The 18,152-nt window shown below is 49.5% G+C and carries 13 protein-coding genes; all 13 read left to right on the top strand.

Going from position 1 to position 18,152, the window contains the following annotated elements; translation table 11 throughout:
* The first annotated feature begins 56 nt into the window (after window positions 1–56).
* Window positions 57–755: a hypothetical protein gene (locus tag CWI81_RS06425; protein WP_126784497.1), complete on the top strand. Its 699-nt coding sequence runs from the start codon at window positions 57–59 to the stop codon at window positions 753–755.
* A complete protein-coding gene (locus CWI81_RS06420) occupies window positions 755–1,681 on the top strand; it encodes an LPP20 family lipoprotein (RefSeq protein ID WP_126784496.1) in 927 nt (308 codons plus the stop codon). The genes CWI81_RS06425 and CWI81_RS06420 overlap by 1 nt, the downstream gene beginning before the upstream one ends.
* 18 nt (window positions 1,682–1,699) lie before the next feature.
* The gene (locus tag CWI81_RS06415; RefSeq protein WP_126784495.1) at window positions 1,700–2,830 is read left to right on the top strand and encodes a hypothetical protein; all 1,131 of its coding nucleotides are present in this window, start codon (window positions 1,700–1,702) and stop codon (window positions 2,828–2,830) included.
* Window positions 2,827–4,203, top strand: a complete 1,377-nt coding sequence (locus tag CWI81_RS06410) for a hypothetical protein (protein ID WP_126784494.1) — start codon at window positions 2,827–2,829, stop codon at window positions 4,201–4,203. The genes CWI81_RS06415 and CWI81_RS06410 overlap by 4 nt, the downstream gene beginning before the upstream one ends.
* Window positions 4,204–4,229: 26 nt before the next feature.
* Window positions 4,230–5,516, top strand: a complete 1,287-nt coding sequence (locus CWI81_RS06405) for a hypothetical protein (RefSeq protein WP_126784493.1) — start codon at window positions 4,230–4,232, stop codon at window positions 5,514–5,516.
* Window positions 5,513–6,241, top strand: a complete 729-nt coding sequence (locus CWI81_RS06400; RefSeq protein ID WP_126784492.1) for a hypothetical protein — start codon at window positions 5,513–5,515, stop codon at window positions 6,239–6,241. Before CWI81_RS06405 ends, CWI81_RS06400 begins: the two co-directional genes overlap by 4 nt.
* Entirely contained in the window at window positions 6,198–7,328 is a 1,131-nt protein-coding gene (locus CWI81_RS06395) for a transglycosylase SLT domain-containing protein (RefSeq protein WP_126784491.1), read from the top strand. Before CWI81_RS06400 ends, CWI81_RS06395 begins: the two co-directional genes overlap by 44 nt.
* Entirely contained in the window at window positions 7,328–7,930 is a 603-nt protein-coding gene (locus CWI81_RS06390; protein WP_126784490.1) for a hypothetical protein, read from the top strand. The genes CWI81_RS06395 and CWI81_RS06390 overlap by 1 nt, the downstream gene beginning before the upstream one ends.
* A 60-nt stretch (window positions 7,931–7,990) precedes the next feature.
* Window positions 7,991–9,355, top strand: a complete 1,365-nt coding sequence (gene mltF / locus CWI81_RS06385) for a membrane-bound lytic murein transglycosylase MltF (protein ID WP_126784489.1) — start codon at window positions 7,991–7,993, stop codon at window positions 9,353–9,355.
* Between the two features lie 91 nt (window positions 9,356–9,446).
* Window positions 9,447–9,581, top strand: a complete 135-nt coding sequence (locus CWI81_RS12875) for a hypothetical protein (protein ID WP_276567841.1) — start codon at window positions 9,447–9,449, stop codon at window positions 9,579–9,581.
* 53 nt (window positions 9,582–9,634) lie between these two features.
* On the top strand, window positions 9,635–10,120 hold the full coding sequence (gene rfaH, locus CWI81_RS06380; protein WP_126784488.1) for a transcription/translation regulatory transformer protein RfaH: 486 nt from the start codon (window positions 9,635–9,637) through the stop codon (window positions 10,118–10,120).
* Window positions 10,121–10,462: 342 nt separating this feature from the next.
* A complete protein-coding gene (gene purL, locus CWI81_RS06375) occupies window positions 10,463–14,458 on the top strand; it encodes a phosphoribosylformylglycinamidine synthase (protein WP_126784487.1) in 3,996 nt (1,331 codons plus the stop codon).
* A gap of 120 nt (window positions 14,459–14,578) precedes the next feature.
* Window positions 14,579–18,152: beta strand repeat-containing protein (locus tag CWI81_RS06370; protein ID WP_126784486.1), on the top strand; the 3,574-nt coding region annotated here is incomplete at its 3' end.

Raw genomic sequence — 18,152 nt, 5'->3', positions numbered from 1 at the left:
ACATTCTTAATCATAAGAACATGTTACTAAATTGTAATCTATTTAAGGGTATTAAAATGAACAAATGGATCTTGGCACCAACATTTGCTGCAATCCTCGCGACTTCCGGCTGTATGTCTACAGGAAATGATCAACAAGCGGCAACAATGGACCGTAATCAGGCTATTGCGTCTTTGTCCACCGAAATGGAAGAGTTAGGTTTTAACAAAGTTGAAATTCAACCGGGTGTCGACGACGTTTTGAATATCTGCGCATCAGTATTGGAGCGTCAATACAGTGTAATGGAACAATATCGTACTCAGGCCGAGAATCATGCTGACGTTCAGGCTTTCCTATTTGCGCATAAAGACAAAAAACCAGAACAGTTGAAGCTTGCTATCGCTGAATTTGATGCAGGAGCGACAAAAGAAGACGAAAAAATAGGTCCAAAAATTAATGCCTATCAAGCGGCAATTGATGAAGTCGCTGATCAAAATGCTGAGCTAGCGATTGAAATAGGTAAGCACTTAGTTCAAGTGGGCTACCTGACCACCGAATACGGCCCTCAAATTGCTCAAATGACTGCTGCTAATACATTAAAAAGTATGTTTGGCTCAGAAGACGAGAAAACTGCAGATAATGATTTAGTAAAAGCCATCGTCCGCGCAAAAGATCAGATTATGTTAGCGCGTGATGCGAATAAGTTGATCACTTTAGAGCAAGAAACCATCGAAGCGATTGACGGCTTACAAGCAGAACTTGACGCAAAAAGCTAATGCGTACAGCAGGATTAGCTGCGGCCTTATTTACGGTCGCTTTGCTATGTAGCGGTGGTGCGTCGGCACAACCGCCATCATGGTTAGCGCAGCCTCCGGTCGCAACTACCGATGACTATTTTGCCGTTGCTACCGGCGAGTCAATAGTTCGGGCACGGCAATCAGCGCTTGCTGAGGTTGCTCAACAAGTAGCGGTAAACCTACAGTCCAGGACGACTCAGCGATTGCAAAAAGCCAGCGGCGAAAGCAACAGTCAGTTTGTCTTACAGGTTAACGGCCAATCTTTACCGCTTCAATTTTCAAATGCTGAGGTTATTAGGCAGTATCAGCATCAGAATAGCCCTAAAGTTTCAGTATTAGTGAAAGTACCCAAGCAGCAGGTGCGAAATTTCTTAATCGACCAACTGCGATTGGCCAACCAGTTACAGTTTCCTGAGACAAGTCAACCACCAGAACAGTTGTTATGGGTATTGCGGTATAAAGGAACCTTGAAACAAGCGGCAGCCTATAAACTCGCATTACAGCAACTTGATACCGATGTCAGCGCGTTTAGTAGCATAAACAGTCAGCTTGAGAACCTTTTAGCAGCAGAACAAAACCTGGGTGTGCGAGTGATCGCCAGTCGCGAGTTACAACCGCTTGCCAATAGTATTGCTCAACAACTTCCAAATGCAGCACAGGCTGATTTATGGCTGCAATTAGAGCAACAGACTCAACACCGAAATACCGGTAATAGCTTCCAGCAACGCCGTCAATTATCCGTATCTTTAACCTCACCAAAATCGCCATTTCGCGAGTATCACGGGATGACATTAGAAGTCATTGGTAAGGGTAGGACAAGCCAACAGGCGGCTCAGAATGCGGAACAGCAATTAATCGTAAAACTTAATCGCCCTTTCAGTGATTGGTTGTTTCAATCAAATTAAAACGTAGGAATAAATTCGATGAAAACCTCTTTCAAAGTCACCCTATCAGCTGTCGCCCTCTGTGTTCTTAGTGCCTGTCAAAGCACTGGACCGGCGCAGCAAACAGAAGCAGGAAAAGTCAGTAACCGGGCGTCTAATGCGATAATCGCGAAGAGTGCCTATAGTTTTGAGCAGGACGATATAAAAGTTCCTGCGTTTTTTGACACGCAAGGTTTGTCTAACTGTAACTTTGATCGCGCTGACGAAAATGACAATTGCCCATTAAAAAAACCTATCGTCAGAATGTACTTTGGAGGCACTGACGTTGGGGGACAAGGGCAAGGGGTGGATGCCCTGCGTGAATACGACGACCATCAGTTATTGATGATGCTCGAAAATCAATTTGCCGGTATCAACCGTTTTCGTATCGTTACTCGTGATGACGAGACAGTCTCGCAGGAGCAGCAGATCCAGCTTGAACAACAAGGAGCCAAAAATGTTGCCCGCCGCGCAGCAGAGCGTCGAACATTGCAGCCCGATTATATTGTCAAACTCGATACTCTGAGAACGGTAAAGAATGAAGGCAGCATTACTGGTTGGATGGATTACACCTTGGAAATTACGTCGGCCATAATTGACCCTTATACCAGAGAGCTTATGCCTTACCCCAACTTAGGAAAAATTCGGGTTAAGTCAGAGGATGTCCGTGAGCGCAATGAACTCAAATACGTTATGGCGAATAACCGTTACGTAAGTGGTTACCGGTATTTTGACAGCGCTCACGTTAATGCGGTTATCAACGATATGGCCTCGCGCGGTATCGATATTCTGCTCACGCGGATGTTATCGGAAATGCCAGCAACGGCTCAGGTGCTGGGTATAAAAGGTAACCAAGTGAGTTTAGATCGCGGTCAAAATGCCGGAGTGCTGGCTAATGAAACGATGATCATTTTTGAATACAGTGCGGGCTTTGTTGAGCCTATTGGGGTTGCTAATGTAAACCCTTCGCGCAATAGCGCGACCGGCGAAATCACCTTATGGAAAAATACACAACGTGCCGAATCTATTGAGGCCCAGGCTGCGGCAGGAATTTACCGTCCATCAAGCCAAGGAAAAATTTTCGCCGTATCGGTGGGCACGCCAGCAAACTTCCTGGAGAACCGTACATGATAAAAGCATCGGCGGTTGGGCTGGCGTTGTTATTACCAACCTGGGCAACAGTCGCGCAAGATTTTAGTTTAAGCGGTAACGGGGATATCTCCGTTAACCGCTGCGCATATGGGCGCGGCGCCCCGGCTATCGAACAAGCCAAAGCAAGCGCATTGGCAGAAATTTCTCGTGTTGTCAGTTCCAGTAAGGTGCTAAGTGTTGCAACGACACGAGAAGAGTTGTCATCGGCGACGATGGAGTGGCTGCAGCAATTAACCACGCTACAACAAGAAGGTATAGATCTGCGGGGGTTGCGCACGCAGGTCTCGACGCCAGAATTAATGGGAAGCGATACGTGCGTGACAGTGACCTTAGTCAAACAACCGGTATCAAAAAATAGCTCAGCAACAGCTTGGGATAATGCTGAAACAACCGTATCGGTAACCGTTGTTGGCGAAGGTTGGCGAGACAATAAACAGGGCATCAGTGCGCGTGAGAACGCAGAGTTAGATGCCTTGCGGCGGGCTATTTCACAAGTTGTCGGCGTCTGGTTAACGGAACAACGGACTCAGTATTCCAATAGCGCAGCCTACACGTCAGAAACCCAGAACAGCATGGCGATGAGTGATTTTGTCGCGCAGCAACTGCAAACCAAATCGTCGGGAATGGTGAAACAATGGCGACTGGTGGACTCTAAAGCCCTGCCCAATAACGGTGTCGAGGTCACTATTAGAGCGGATGTAGAAAAACAAAAAATTGCGCTCGCTACGGCGAATATAATGCAGCAAATTGGTTCCCCACGAGTATCAGTAACTGCGCCATCACCATTAGACAATGAGCTTAAACAGTGGTTATCCAAGCAAGGTGTTGAGTTAAGCGACAAGGCCAATTTATTACTGGTCGCTGAACCCCGGATGATTGAACGAAATGGAACCTCACGACTGGATTTGAGAGTGACGGTCAATGATCGCGCGGGTAATCAGTATGGCAGCTGGCGTAATGACTCGAGCCTGATTGCGCTGCCAAGTTCAGACACTGTGTTGTATGACCTGATTGACGTTCACTTGTCGCTCGAGGAACAAAGCAAAGGCTTACGTAAGCAACTCGGCGATGCGTTCGTACGAGTGGTCCAGGAAGGTGGCTTATTGCATGATATCTGGATCAACAGCGATTACCTAGCACAACCCGATAGGCTCTCCAGCGTTTTATCAACGCTAGGAGGGGCAAAAGATGTCAGCGTCGCCCACGATGGTCAATTTTACAAGGCACAATTGCGCTTCAGCGGTAAAACAGGCGATTTGGTCGCTGCTCTAAGGCAATCTCTGAAACCGATTATTGCCGTCGATTTACCCAAAGCGACAGTGGCTAACGAATTTTCGATCCGCTTTAACTAAGCGTTCTAATAAATAAGGGAATTACTATGAAACGCACGATGATAGGAATGGCAGTACTCCTTGGCTTAAGTACTCAAGTACAGGCACAAGATTTTGATTTAACTGATATGGCACCAGCGCGCCCGGGACAGTCAGTTGACAGCGGTGACACAGTTACAGACGGTAATGTCGTGGTCGGAAGCAATGAGAACCAAGCGGTTGCAGTAGCTCATCAGCAACTAGTAGACAATAACGAAGACGGTATTCGCCTAATACAAGTCGGTAGTGGAACCGGAATTCTGTCAATCGGAAGTGCTTTTTATCAAACTTACGACAATCTAAATGCCACACTGCTATCCAAACGTGCCGCTTACAACCAAGCGGCGTTAATTGCAAAGCGTCAATTGGTAAGCAACATGAAAGGCTCCGATGTCATGTGTGATAATTTGGCTAAAGTCACTATGGATTATATTGATACCGGAACCGATAGTGTTGGCAATGAAAGTTCACAGATGCGTGAGCGTTGTGTCGAGTCTGTTAACGGTTCAATCGCGGGTTATGTTACCTATGATGTGTACGATCAAGTTGACGAAAACATGGTTCGTATCAGTTTTATTTCAACACCGAAAACACGTTCGCAGATTCGCCAGAACACCGGCGCGGTGGCAGTAACAACCGATCCTAATGATATTTTTAGACAGGTACTGCAAGATGTAAAAACTGGTGTGTTACCACCAATGGGCGCAAAAGTCTTAACGCATCCAGAAACCGACGAAGTCTACGTAATGGGTTATGGCTCATCTATCGTGCGTAAAAATGACAACCCGCGGATGAGTAAGAGACTAAAAGATGTGGCCAAACGTCAGTCTGAAACTCGAGCACGCGCTGCACTTCTTGGAACTTTACAAGGTGAAGAAGTATATTGGCAGGGTAGCTTTAGTGAAGACCAATTTGAAAGCACGCAGCAATTTGAATATACCGATCCGAATCTCGAGGATCCAGAGCAAGTGAAGAAGCTGGATAACGATCGGGTACAATTTTTAAATCAGGTAAAAGCCACTGATGAATATCAGTCTGTAACGCGCGGGCAACTGCCTGCAGGGGTAAACAGTAATAACTTTTTAAGTGATGATGGCAACTGGCACTACACCGTTGCGGTTTACTCACCAAGCCTCGAAGCCACGGCTAACCAAGCTAAACGTGAAATGGAGGGCCGGGGTAGCTCACAGAAAGACAGTTCAGGCCGGTCGATTAACGTGTACGGTGGTCAGAATGACCAGGCAGAGAACCCACAAGGGGCCTCTGGTAAGGTATCAGACGACGATAACTTATGAAAAAGCTGCTCTTAATCGTTGCCCTGGCTGTTTTCAGCCAGGGCATAATGGCTGATGAAATGTCATTACTTGAACGTTTTGAGGTACGTTGGCAAGACGAAGAGACGGCAGCCGTTAGAGCCCGCCAAGAGTTACCACAATCGCTACAAAAAAAGGCCTGTCGCTTGCAGCTTAGTTCGCCGCAACGCGGGAAACTAAGACAACAACTGGCCGATCAAGTGGGCTTCCCAATTGCTGATTCAGTAAGTTATTTTCAAGGAGAGATTAACGGCGAGCAAATGTGGCGTGATGACGATTGGCAATATTGCCGTGGTAAAGTCACTTTAACGGATGAGCCTGCTAATCTAGCCAATCTAGCGGTTCGGGCTGCCTGGACGATGGCGTCTGATTTAGACCAGGTTCAGTTAAAAAGCTTATTAAGATTGAGCTTATCACATCAAGGTAGTAGCGCTGACGCAGTGTCATTAATAGCGTTTTTAGCACCTTCCGAACGTCAGTTGACTTACCTAGATAACAACCTAAAACCAGAGCATTTGACGTTAAATGTAGCCCAATTGGCAGCGGCAAAAATCTATTTTGACGCGCAACGCTGGCAAACTACATTAACGATTTTGAAACATTGCTCAACGCTCGAGTGCCGTCGTTTGCAATTACAGGCAGAGCAAGAAAAGGAAAAGCAAGATGCTAATAAAGCCTTTGATCTCGGCAACTATTTTAGCGGTTAGCTCCGTTGGTTCCGCGCAACAAACGGAATTTGAACAGTTTACTGCTAAACAGCAAGCGGAGTTTGAGAATTTTGAAGCACAGCGGCAAACAGAGTTTGAAGAATTTGTTAAACAATGGCGTGCTGCTGAACAAGCTTACGCAAAACAGCTTTCAAAAACCTGGGAACAACCAGAGTTGGCTAGTAAGAAGCGCTGGGTGAGTTATTCGGACGATGCTCATCAGAAAACGGTAATCGATTACCAAGACAATACAGTTACGGTAGAAGTGCAGGGGCAAGTTAACCAACAACAGTTGTTGCAACGACTGAATCGACGAATTGACCAGCTGCGAAATACCACGGTGGGGCAAGCGATAGCCAACGATCCGGTGGTAAAAAGATTACCTAAGCCAATAGCTATTAACGTCGGACGTGACAATAACACCCGCTTAATTGACGGCGTCGGTCAGCTGACAAAGAAGGAAATAGTGGAACACTTAGTGACCGAGAAAAATACTAAGCGGACCACTAAAATTACCGTTAAACTACCGGACAGTAGTTATCAAGAAAGAGTTCAGCGAGTCCTCCCTTCAGCGCAAACCTACGCTCAAAAGCATGGCTTATCGGTCCCGTTAATGCTGGCCATAATACATACTGAATCGAGCTTTAACCCGCTAGCGCGCTCACATATACCGGCGTTTGGTTTAATGCAAATTGTACCAACCTCGGCGGGCAAAGATGTTAGTCAGTTTCTCTACGGTGAACAGCGATTATTTGCGCCTGCCTATTTATTTGATCAAGATAACAATCTAGAGGCTGGAAGTGTCTATTTTTACCTGTTGACCCGTCGTTACTTTAAAAATATTAGCGATGATACTAAGCGCGAACTAATGGCTATCGCAGCTTATAATACTGGGCCGGGTAATGTTGCAAATACTTTTGGCGTTGGTACTTCGCTGACCGAGGCTAGTCTTCAAGCTAACCAAATGACAAGTGACCAGCTAAAGCAACATTTAATGACCTATTTGCCAGCTCAGGAAACAAAAAATTATTTAACGAAAGTACTTAAGCGAAAAAAATATTATCAACAACTATTGGATGCATCCTAATGAAAAAAGCAATAATAACGGCTTGCGTGTGTGCCGGTTTAACGGCTTGTTCATCACAGCCTGAGATAACATCACAGCAACAGCAACAGGCAGAAACTAATCAATCAGTGCAACAAATAACGGGTAACTTAAAGGACTCAACCCCCGCTTGGGTCTTTTCGCCCCAATCAAACAAAGGCCTGGCAGCATCCTCCTGTGTGGACTGGTCGGGGAATATGGCGGTTGATAAACCTCAGTCAATAGCTGCGGCACGAGCCGATTTGGCTCAACAAATACAGGTTAAAGCTAGCGTTCTGGATAAGATGTATAATCGCAAGCTTCAAGCTGAAGGTGGCAGTTCGGTCGGTGCAAGTTTCGAACAGGTTTCTAAACAAGTAGCCAGCGAAACATTGGTTGGTTCAACTGCTGAGAAAATGTCGTTAGCTCGTATTGATGGCAAAAAATACTTTTGTTCAATGGTCGTCTTAGACCAAACTCGTGATACTTTCGAGGCATTGGTCGATGCATCAAAACGCACTATCGACCCACAGTCCAAAGCGGCCATGTACGAGGAGTTCCGTGCCCAAAAAGCAATGAAAGAATTGGAAGCCGAATTACAGTAGCTTGCGTCTGTGCTACCAGCCAACGTAGAATAAGCGGGTCGAAATAATAAAGAGAGCTGAATGCCAAATTTGCTCGTGCGCTACCTACTATTATTGGTTGTTGCCGCAATGCTTGCGGGCTGTAGCCCGCAGCCGCGGCCTGATCATCTAAGCATTATCAAAGAACGCGAAGTGCTGCGCGTTGGTACTTTGATGAATCCCACCAGTTATTATTTCGATCATGATCGGGAGCAAGGCTTTGAGTACGATTTGGCCAAACGCTTTGCCGGCCGTCTGGGCGTCGAGTTACAAATGGTACCTCGGTTTGACGTCAACGATCTGTTTACTATGCTGCGCCGTGGCGAAGTCGATGTCATTGCAGCGGGCCTGGACCGCACCCGGTCACGCAGCACTCTCTACCGTTTTGGACCACCCTACGACATCATTAGCCAAAAGCTGGTGTTTAAACAAGGCTCACGACAACGCCCCCGCGACTTGCAACAGGTTACCGACGGCGAAATTGTTGTCGTAGAGGGCAGTTCTCATCATGAGTATCTAAAAAGTCTGGGCGAGAGTATTCCAACGCTGAAATGGCGGGCAACTCGGGATTACGACGCGGTCGAACTATTACGGATGGTGGCTCGCAATGAAATAGATTACACCATTGCCGATAGTAACCAGTTAGAGGTTCAGCGCCGCGGTAACCCCGGTTTGAGTGTGGCTTTTACGGTCAAACACGATCAACCGGTAGCCTGGGCGCTGCCGCAGGGCACCGACGATTCGTTATTTAGCGCGGTGGTGCAGTACTTTGGCGAAATACGCAGCAGTGGCCGCCTCGCGTACATTAAAGAGCGTCACTTTGGTCACGTAAAACAATTTAACTATGTGACGACCAGCTTATTTATCGAAGCCGTCAACAATAAGCTACCGGAGTATGAAGCGATGTTCAAAGAGCACGCTGGAACTCTCGACTGGCGACTGCTGGCGGCCATCTCTTATCAAGAATCTTTGTGGAATCCCAGGGCCGTTTCGCCTACAGGTGTGCGCGGCATGATGATGCTGACGCTACCGACCGCTAAAGCCATGGGCGTTAAAAGTCGTTTAAATGCCGAGCAGAGTATTCGCGGCGGTGCCCGGTACCTCGAGCGCATGCTGCGGCGGGTGCCAGCGCGTATTCCCGAGCCGGATCGTACCTGGTTTGCACTGGCCGCCTATAACATTGGCTTCGGGCATCTGGAAGACGCGCGTATTTTAACCGAAAAGCAGGGCGGAAATCCGGATCGCTGGCTGGATGTAAAACAGCGCCTGCCGCTGCTACGGCAAAAACAATTTTATCGGCAAACCCGTTTTGGTTTCGCCCGCGGTAACGAACCGGTTACCTACGTCGGCAATATCCGCCGCTTTTACGACACCCTAAAATGGCTGGATGAACAAGGGCGACTGTAGGTCGCGTCCCTGACGCGACAATAATTTCGACTTGCGTCAAAGACGCAAGCTACGGCACAATGACACTAGGCACACTAGATAGGAAACCGCTATGCGTCGAATCCGTAAAACCGCCAATGACGCTCGCCGTCGAGCAGTCGTCCGTAAACGCAAACAACGCATCATCGAGCGCCGCGAAAAATGGTTCCGCATAGTGCAAAAGGACGGCACCGCCAAGTGCGAGTAGCTTGCGTCCTTGACGCAAGTAACAGTTCGGACCCAAACGGAGTAACGCATTAAATGGAAGCTAATGCCTGGTACGTACTAAAAACCAAGCCCAAACAGGAAGTTAGAGCCGTTCAAAACCTTGAAAACCAGGGCTTTGAGGGCTATTGCCCGCAACTTGTGGTCGAAAAGATCCGCCGTGGCAGTCGCAAAAAAGTGGTCGAACCCATGTTTCCGGGGTATGTATTTGTGCACCCCGACAATCTAATCGAGCAGTTTTATAAATTACGCAGTACTTACGGCATAGCCTCGGTCGTGCGCTTTGGCGACAACATCCCGCAAATCCCCGACAGTTTTATTCAGCAACTGAAGAACTTGGATAACCACGAAGAAGATCAAGCCCCCAGTATTGGCGATGAAGTGGAAATAAAAACCGGCCCGTTCAAAGGCTTCCTGGCCAAAGTTGTAAAACTGGACGGTGAATCCCGCTGCTTCGTCATGCTCGAATGGATGCAAAAAGAAATCACCGCCCACTTTAGCTACAACGACCTTTCTATTTAGACTCCGCCTTCGGCTTCGCGGTTTGGGCGCTTCGCGCGGGATGGGACTTCCGGTCGGTTTGGGCTCGCCTTCGGCTTCGCGGTTTGGGCGCTTCGCGCGGTGTGGGGCCTGCGGCCGGGGTAGACTCGCTGCGCTCGTGTTTTACGTGAGCGAAGCGAACCCACACCGCGAAGCCGAAGGCAAGCCCACACCGCGCGAAGCGCCCAAACCGACCGAAGGTCCCATCCCGCGAGCGAAGCGAGCCTACCCCCGCCGAAGGCGCAGCTAGCCATATTCCATTAGCACGAGCTTTACTGTATACTTCGCACGCAAAAATCCCCCCGAGCGTTGGAGATCAGGAACGTGGAAATTTTTCGTGGCGCACCGGCTTTATCAGCCTTTAAAACGACTAAAAAGTTAGAGCAACTCAAGCAAGCGGGGATACCCGTTAAAGGGCTCAGCGCCGAATACCGGCACTTTGTCGATTTGCATTCGCCACTTTCTGACCAACAACGCCAGGTGCTCGAGAAGTTGCTGACTTATGGGCCCGATTCAACTGCTGGGGACGCAAAATCCGATGCGCCTGAATCCTCCACCGAGGACGCACGCTACATCCTGGTTACCCCGCGCTTGGGTACTATCAGCCCGTGGGCATCGAAAGCCACCGATATTGCTCATAACTGCGATCTCACCAACGTGCACCGCATCGAGCGTGGTATTGCCTACTCGCTGCAGGGTGATTTATCCGGTGACGAATTAAAACAAGCCGCCGCGCTATTGCACGACCGCATGACCGAGAGCGTGTTGTATCACCAGGCCGACGCGGAAAAGCTGTTTGAAAAGCATCAGCCGAAGCCATTATCCAGTGTCGATATCCTCGCCGGTGGGCGCGCCGCACTGGCCGACGCCAATATCAAACTCGGTCTGGCGCTAGCCGATGATGAAATTGACTATCTGGTCGAGAATTTTAACAAGCTGGATCGCAACCCCAACGACATCGAGCTTTACATGTTTGCGCAGGCCAACTCAGAGCATTGCCGGCATAAAATCTTTAACGCCGACTGGACCATCGACGGCGAAAAACAGCCAAAATCGCTGTTTAAGATGATCAAAAACACCTACGAAACCACGCCGGACTATGTGTTGTCGGCCTACAAAGACAACGCTGCGGTTATGGAAGGCTTCGACGCCGGCCGTTTTTATCCCGCACCTGTACCGGGCGTAGCCCCCAAACCGCAAGCGCAAAGCGCGAGCCCAGACCGCCCGCAGGGCCCAAACCGCGAAGCCGAAGGCGGAGCCTACACCTACTCTTATAGTCATGAACCCATCCACATCCTGATGAAAGTCGAGACGCACAACCATCCGACGGCGATCTCCCCGTATCCCGGGGCTGCAACCGGCTCCGGCGGCGAAATTCGTGACGAAGGTGCAACCGGTGTTGGTTCTAAGCCTAAAGCAGGTCTTGTTGGCTTCAGCGTGTCTAACCTGAATATCCCGGGCTTCAAACAGCCGTGGGAAGAAAACTACGGCAAACCATCACGCATTGTGACCGCACTCGACATCATGCTCGACGGACCCTTAGGTGGCGCTGCGTTTAACAACGAGTTTGGTCGTCCGGCCCTGACCGGTTATTTCCGTACCTTTGAACAAACCGTGAACAGTCACAATGGCCGCGAAATGCGCGGTTATCACAAACCCATTATGATTGCCGGTGGCTTAGGTAATATCCGCGAAGCCCATGTGCAAAAAAGTGATATCCCGGTCGGCGCCAAACTTGTGGTACTGGGCGGACCGGCAATGAACATTGGTCTTGGCGGCAGTGCCGCTTCATCCATGGCCAGCGGTGAGTCTGCTGAAGATCTGGATTTTGCCTCGGTGCAGCGGGATAACCCGGAAATGGAGCGTCGCTGTCAGGAAGTTATCGACCGCTGCTGGCAGCTTGGTGCTGATAATCCGATTGCCTTTATTCACGACGTCGGTGCCGGTGGTTTGTCCAACGCGATGCCGGAACTAGTCGGTGATGGCGGCCGTGGTGGTCGCTTTGAGCTGCGCGACATTCCAAACGACGAACCGGGCATGACCCCGCTGGAAATCTGGTGTAACGAATCGCAAGAACGTTACGTGATGGCGATTGCGCCGGAAAATCTGCAAACTTTTGAACAAATCTGTGCCCGCGAACGCGCCGAGTACGCGGTTATCGGCGAGGCGACAGAAGAGCTGACGATATTGCTGAACGATGCGAAGTTCAGTAATCAGCCAATCGATATGCCGTTGGATGTGCTGCTGGGTAAACCACCGAAAATGCATCGTGACGTGCAGAGCAAAAAAGCTGAGGGCGAAGCAATCAATTTTGCCGGCGTTGATGCTATGGAAGCGGCTGAGCGTTTAATGCGCTTGCCGAGCATCGCCGAAAAAACCTTCTTAATTACCATTGGCGACCGTTCGGTAACCGGCTTGGTCAATCGCGATCAGATGGTTGGCCCGTGGCAGATCCCGGTGGCAGATGTTGCAGTTACCGCACAGAGCTACGACACCTATCACGGCGAAGCGATGGCCATGGGCGAACGCACGCCATTGGCATTATTAAACTATGGCGCATCCGCGCGGATGGCCGTAGGTGAAGCACTGACTAACCTGGCCGCCGCCGATGTTGGCGAACTTAAGCGTATTAAAATGTCGGCTAACTGGATGGCTGCTGCCGGTCACCCGGGTGAAGACGCGGGCTTGTACGAGGCCGTTAAAGCGGTTGGCGAAGAGCTCTGCCCGGCGCTGGGTATTACCATTCCGGTCGGCAAAGATTCAATGTCGATGAAAACTCAGTGGCAGGATGACGGCGAAGACAAAGCAGTAACCGCTCCCATGTCGCTGGTGATCACCTCGTTTGCCCGGGTCAATGACATCCGCAACACCTTAACCCCGCAGCTACGCCTTGATAAGGGAAGTACGCAACTACTGCTGGTGGATCTAGGTAACGGTAAAAACCGGTTAGGCGCATCGTCGCTGGCGCAGGTGTTCCAGCAGTTCGGTACCGAAACACCAGACCTGGACGATGCCGCACAATTTAAAGCGTTCTTCGAAACCACCCAGCGGCTGATCGCCGAGGGTCGCATTGTCGCCTATCACGATCGCTCCGACGGCGGCTTATTCACCACCGTCGCCGAAATGGCCTTCGCCGGTCATTGCGGGGCAGAGGTTACATTGGATAAAGTTGGTGGTGACGCACTTGCTGGTCTGTTCTCCGAAGAACTCGGCGCGGTATTACAAATAACCGACGAGCAGCTGGAGCATGTGACTAACGCGTATCAAGAAGCCGGACTTGGCAATATCGTCCATAACATCGGTCAGCCGACAGAAAAAGACGAGTTAAGCTTTAGCTTAAACGGTAAGCAAGTACTTACTGGTTCACGCACTCACTTCCGCACATTATGGGCCGAAACCACCCATCAAATGCAGCGCTTGCGTGACAACCCAGTATCCGCCGACGAAGAGTTCAAACTTAAACAGCGCGCCGATAACCCGGGGCTGCAAGCCGATTTAACCTTCGATCTTAACGAAGACGTGGCAGCGCCTTACATCAGCAAAGGCGTAGCACCGAAAGTCGCCATTCTGCGCGAGCAGGGCGTCAACTCTCATTACGAGATGGCCGCTGCCTGGGATCGGGCAGGATTCGAAGCCATCGACGTGCACATGAGTGATATTCTTGCCGGCCGTGTTGAACTGAACGATATGCAGGCACTGGCCGCCTGTGGTGGTTTCTCCTACGGCGACGTATTAGGCGCCGGTGAGGGCTGGGCTAAGTCGATTCTGTTTAATCAGCGCGCCCGAGAGCAGTTCCAACGCTTCTTCGACCGCAACGACACGCTGGCGCTTGGCGTCTGTAACGGCTGCCAAATGCTCACCGCGTTAAAAGAGTTAATTCCGGGCACCGAACACTGGCCACGGTTTGTGACCAACCGCAGCGAGCGGTTTGAAGCGCGCTTTAGCCTGGTCGAAGTACCAGAATCCAATTCTGCGTTCTTTAGCGGCATGGCCGGCTCACGCATGCCAATCGCCGTATCGCACGGCGAAGGCCGCGCCGAGTTTCAGCATCCGGCTCAGCAAAGTCGCTTAGAAAATGCCGGACAAGTGGCACTGCGTTATATCAATAACTGGGGCGAAGTCACCGAAAGCTACCCATGCAATCCAAACGGCAGCCCCAACGGTATCACCGCAGTCACCAACGACGACGGCCGCTTCACCGCAATGATGCCGCACCCGGAACGCGTCTTCCGCACCGTCGCCAACAGCTGGCACCCAGACGAGTGGAGCGAAGACAGCCCGTGGATGCGCCTCTTCCGCAACGCTCGCACTCGGTTTTAGGGGCGGGCGTTACGGCGTTAGTTAACGCTAAAAGCTAAAAACTGGACTTCCGTACAATACTAATTGACCTGAGAAAAGATACTCTAATATCAGTATTTTTGTCGAAATTAGGGTCAAGTTATGATTGCAACGGTTGTTTCAGTAGTAGGCACTGCCTATGTTCAGCGCAGTAACGGTGAGGTTGAGCCTCTGCAACCTGGCGACGAACTGAACCTAGGCGATACCCTGGTCACCGAAAATGGTGCTCAGGCAACAATTACCTATGAAAATGGTGATGAGTTACTTGTTACAGAAAACACCTCCCTCGCTCTAAACAACGAGCAGGACAATCAAGACCCACCAAGCCGAACTGGTTCGGAAACGTCCGAGCAATCCGCAGAAGATGTTCTAAGCCTTTTAGAGCAAGACGACACAGACTTACTGGATCAGTTCGAAGAAACAGCCGCTGGCATAGAAGGCGGCTTTGATACCGCAGGAAATGACTTTATTCGACTGTCTCGGATAGTTGAGGAAGTTTATGACACGCCTATTGGATTCAACCCCATTACCGTAGAAAATACTATTCTCCCAGACGATACCCAGCAACGGTCTACTGCGAACCAAACTGACGATACCGGTGCGATAACTGTTACAGCTCAAGTGGTCGACGACTCAGTTATAGTGACTGGGCAAACCACTAATTTGGTGCCGGGAAGTAACGTCACGCTAATTTTGACCGACAGCAACGGTAATCAAGTAACAGTCAATGTTGCTATTCAGGCCGACGGCTCCTACTCAACTCAGATTCAAAATAATGGTCAGCTAACTGATGGCACCATTACCGTAGAAGCTACTGGAGTTGATTTCAATGGCGATAGTGTATCGGCAGATGACGCGGTTGTGCTTGATGCTGTTTCAGGGTCCATTAGTGTCGATGCAATAGTCAATAATGGTGATTCAACCGTCGACATCAGCGGCAGTACGACTGATGTGGCGGAGGGTGCAACAGTGACCCTAACGATTACAGACCAAAACAGTCAGGTTATAACGGTAACAGCGACTGTCGCTGCGGATGGCAGTTATAACCTTGATAATGTCGACGTTAGTGGACTAACCGATGGTAATCTGATCATTGAAGCAAGTACGGTAGACAACAATGATGAAACGGTAACAGATACTGATATCGAGGCGCTGGATGCCATCAATGGCAATGTAACAGTTGATGGTGTTATTGATAATGCCTCAGCAACGATGTCAATTTCCGGCAACACTGAGGATGTGGCTGAAGGATCAACGGTTACGTTAACCATTACCGATCAAAGCGGTGTCTCCGTCACAGTTACAGCCACAGTAAACGCTGATGGCTCGTACAATACCACGGGTGTCGATATCAGCTCACTTGCCGATGGCATACTATCTATTAGTGCGGCGACTCAAGATAATAGCGGTAATACGTTAACGGCAACAGACATCGAAATGTTGGATGCTGTCCAAGGCGAATTAACGGTGAGTGGAGAGTTAAACGGAGAGACATTGTCGATTTCCGGACTCACTGCCGATGTTGAATCTGGCGACACGGTCAACATCACCATTACCGACCAGGACGGAAACACCGTCACTACCACCGCAACGGTTGCAGCGGATGGTTCCTACACCATTGACGCCGATGTAACCGGACTTGTTGATGGCCCGCTAACGATTGATGCAACGGCGACGGACAATAATGGCAATGATTTAGCCGCCGACGATTCAGTGACTTTAGATCTTGTCGATGGTGCATTGACCGTTTCTGGCGAGCTGGACGGCTCGACCTTAGCTGTCTCTGGTACAACCCAGGATCTCGAAGAAGGTGATACGGTTAACATCACCATTACTGACCAGGATGGCAATATCGTTACGACGACTGCCACTGTTGCAGCGGATGGTTCTTATACAATCACCGAAGATGTTTCAGGTTTAGTCGATGGTCCGCTGACTATCGTAGCAACCGCAAGTGACAACAACGGCAATGATCTGTCTGCTAATGATTCCGTTGTGCTGGATGTTGTCGAAGGGGCATTAACCGTATCCGGCGAGCTGGACGGCTCGACCTTAGCTGTCTCTGGTACGACCCAGGATCTCGAAGAAGGTGACACGGTCAACATCACTATTACCGACCAGGATGCTGGCGAGCTGGACGGTTCAACCTTAACACTGACAGGTACTTCTGCTGATTTAGAAGAAAACGATACGGTCAACATCAGCATTACCGACCAGGACGGTAACGAGGTAACTATCACCGCAACCGTAGCAGCAGATGGAACCTATAGCGTTGATACAGAAGTTGACGATTTAGTCGATGGTCCGCTGACTATCCAAGCAACCGCAAGTGACAACAACGGCAATGATCTAGATGCCAACGATTCAGTGACTTTAGATCTTGTCGAAGGCGAAATTTCTATAGATGGATTTGTTAATAAGGCGGCTAAGCAACTCAATATTATTGGTTCTTCTGAAGATCTAACCCCAGGCACAGAAGTTGAAATCAATATTACTGATTCAGCCGGCGTTACTATTACCGTATATACGAATATTGATGCAGATGGCTCTTACGAACTCAATAATATTGATATTTCGTCTTTGACGGATGGTAGCGTTAGTGTGTCGGTTGTAGGCCAGGACCGGAACGATAATGAAGTAACGGATACCGACAACATCACACTTGATCTTGTCAATGGCAGGGTGAATGTCGATGGGTATGTTAACAACCAAGGAGATCTATTCGTATTTGGGAACACTCAAGACGTAGCAGAAGGTGAAGAGGTTACGATTACCATAACCGACCAATTTGGTGTTTCCCTAACTGTAACTACTGAAGTCTCCGCGAATGGCACATACAGCTTACCTAGCGTCGATATCTCAACGTTAGCGGATGGTGAGTTAACACTGAAAGCAACGACAATTGATAACAACGGCAACACCGTTACTGGAATAGATTCGATTGAATTAGACAATATCGCCGGGAGTATCACCGTCAGCAGCGCGGTAACTGACGGTACTATCGACATCAGCGGTTCAACCAACGATGTCGAGCCGGACAGCATAGTTACGGTTACTATCAATGATAACGATGAAGCAACGCCTGCGGTTACAGTAACCGCGACGGTCGACGGCAATGGCAACTACAGCATAGAAGGTGTGGATATCTCGAGTCTGACAGACGGAGATATTACGGTGAACGTCAGTGCAATTGACAATAATGAAAATACAGTATCCAACTCAACAGAATCAGTATTAGACACCACCGCCCCCGGCGACGAGTCCGGCGATGGCAACAGCATTGGTTTTGCAGACGCTCTTATCAACGCGGCTGAAAGTACGGGTGTTGAACTGACGGGTGCGGTTGAAGAGGATGCCACGGTCGACAGTATCGTCATTACTGACGAAGATGGTAATACGGTCACAGTAGCGGGTACAGCGATCAATGTTGATGCGAACGGCAATATTACTATCAACGGTCAATCATTAGCAGGTCTTAACGATGGCACGTTAACCGTGACCATGACCGTCACGGATAGCTCAGGTAACCAGGGTACGGTGACAAGCACAACAGAATTAGATACCACCGCACCGACGCTAACGGTTAATACAGAAAGCGGGAGTGACGCGACGCCAAGTATCAGTGGAACCTCGGATGAAGAGGGTGCAACGGTAACGGTTGTCATCACGGATGCCA

It is taken from the genome of Idiomarina seosinensis (assembly GCF_003987275.1).
Classification (GTDB): domain Bacteria; phylum Pseudomonadota; class Gammaproteobacteria; order Enterobacterales; family Alteromonadaceae; genus Idiomarina; species Idiomarina seosinensis.
Note: the sequence above shows the minus strand (reverse complement) of the source record. Positions and strands in the feature narration are given on the sequence as shown.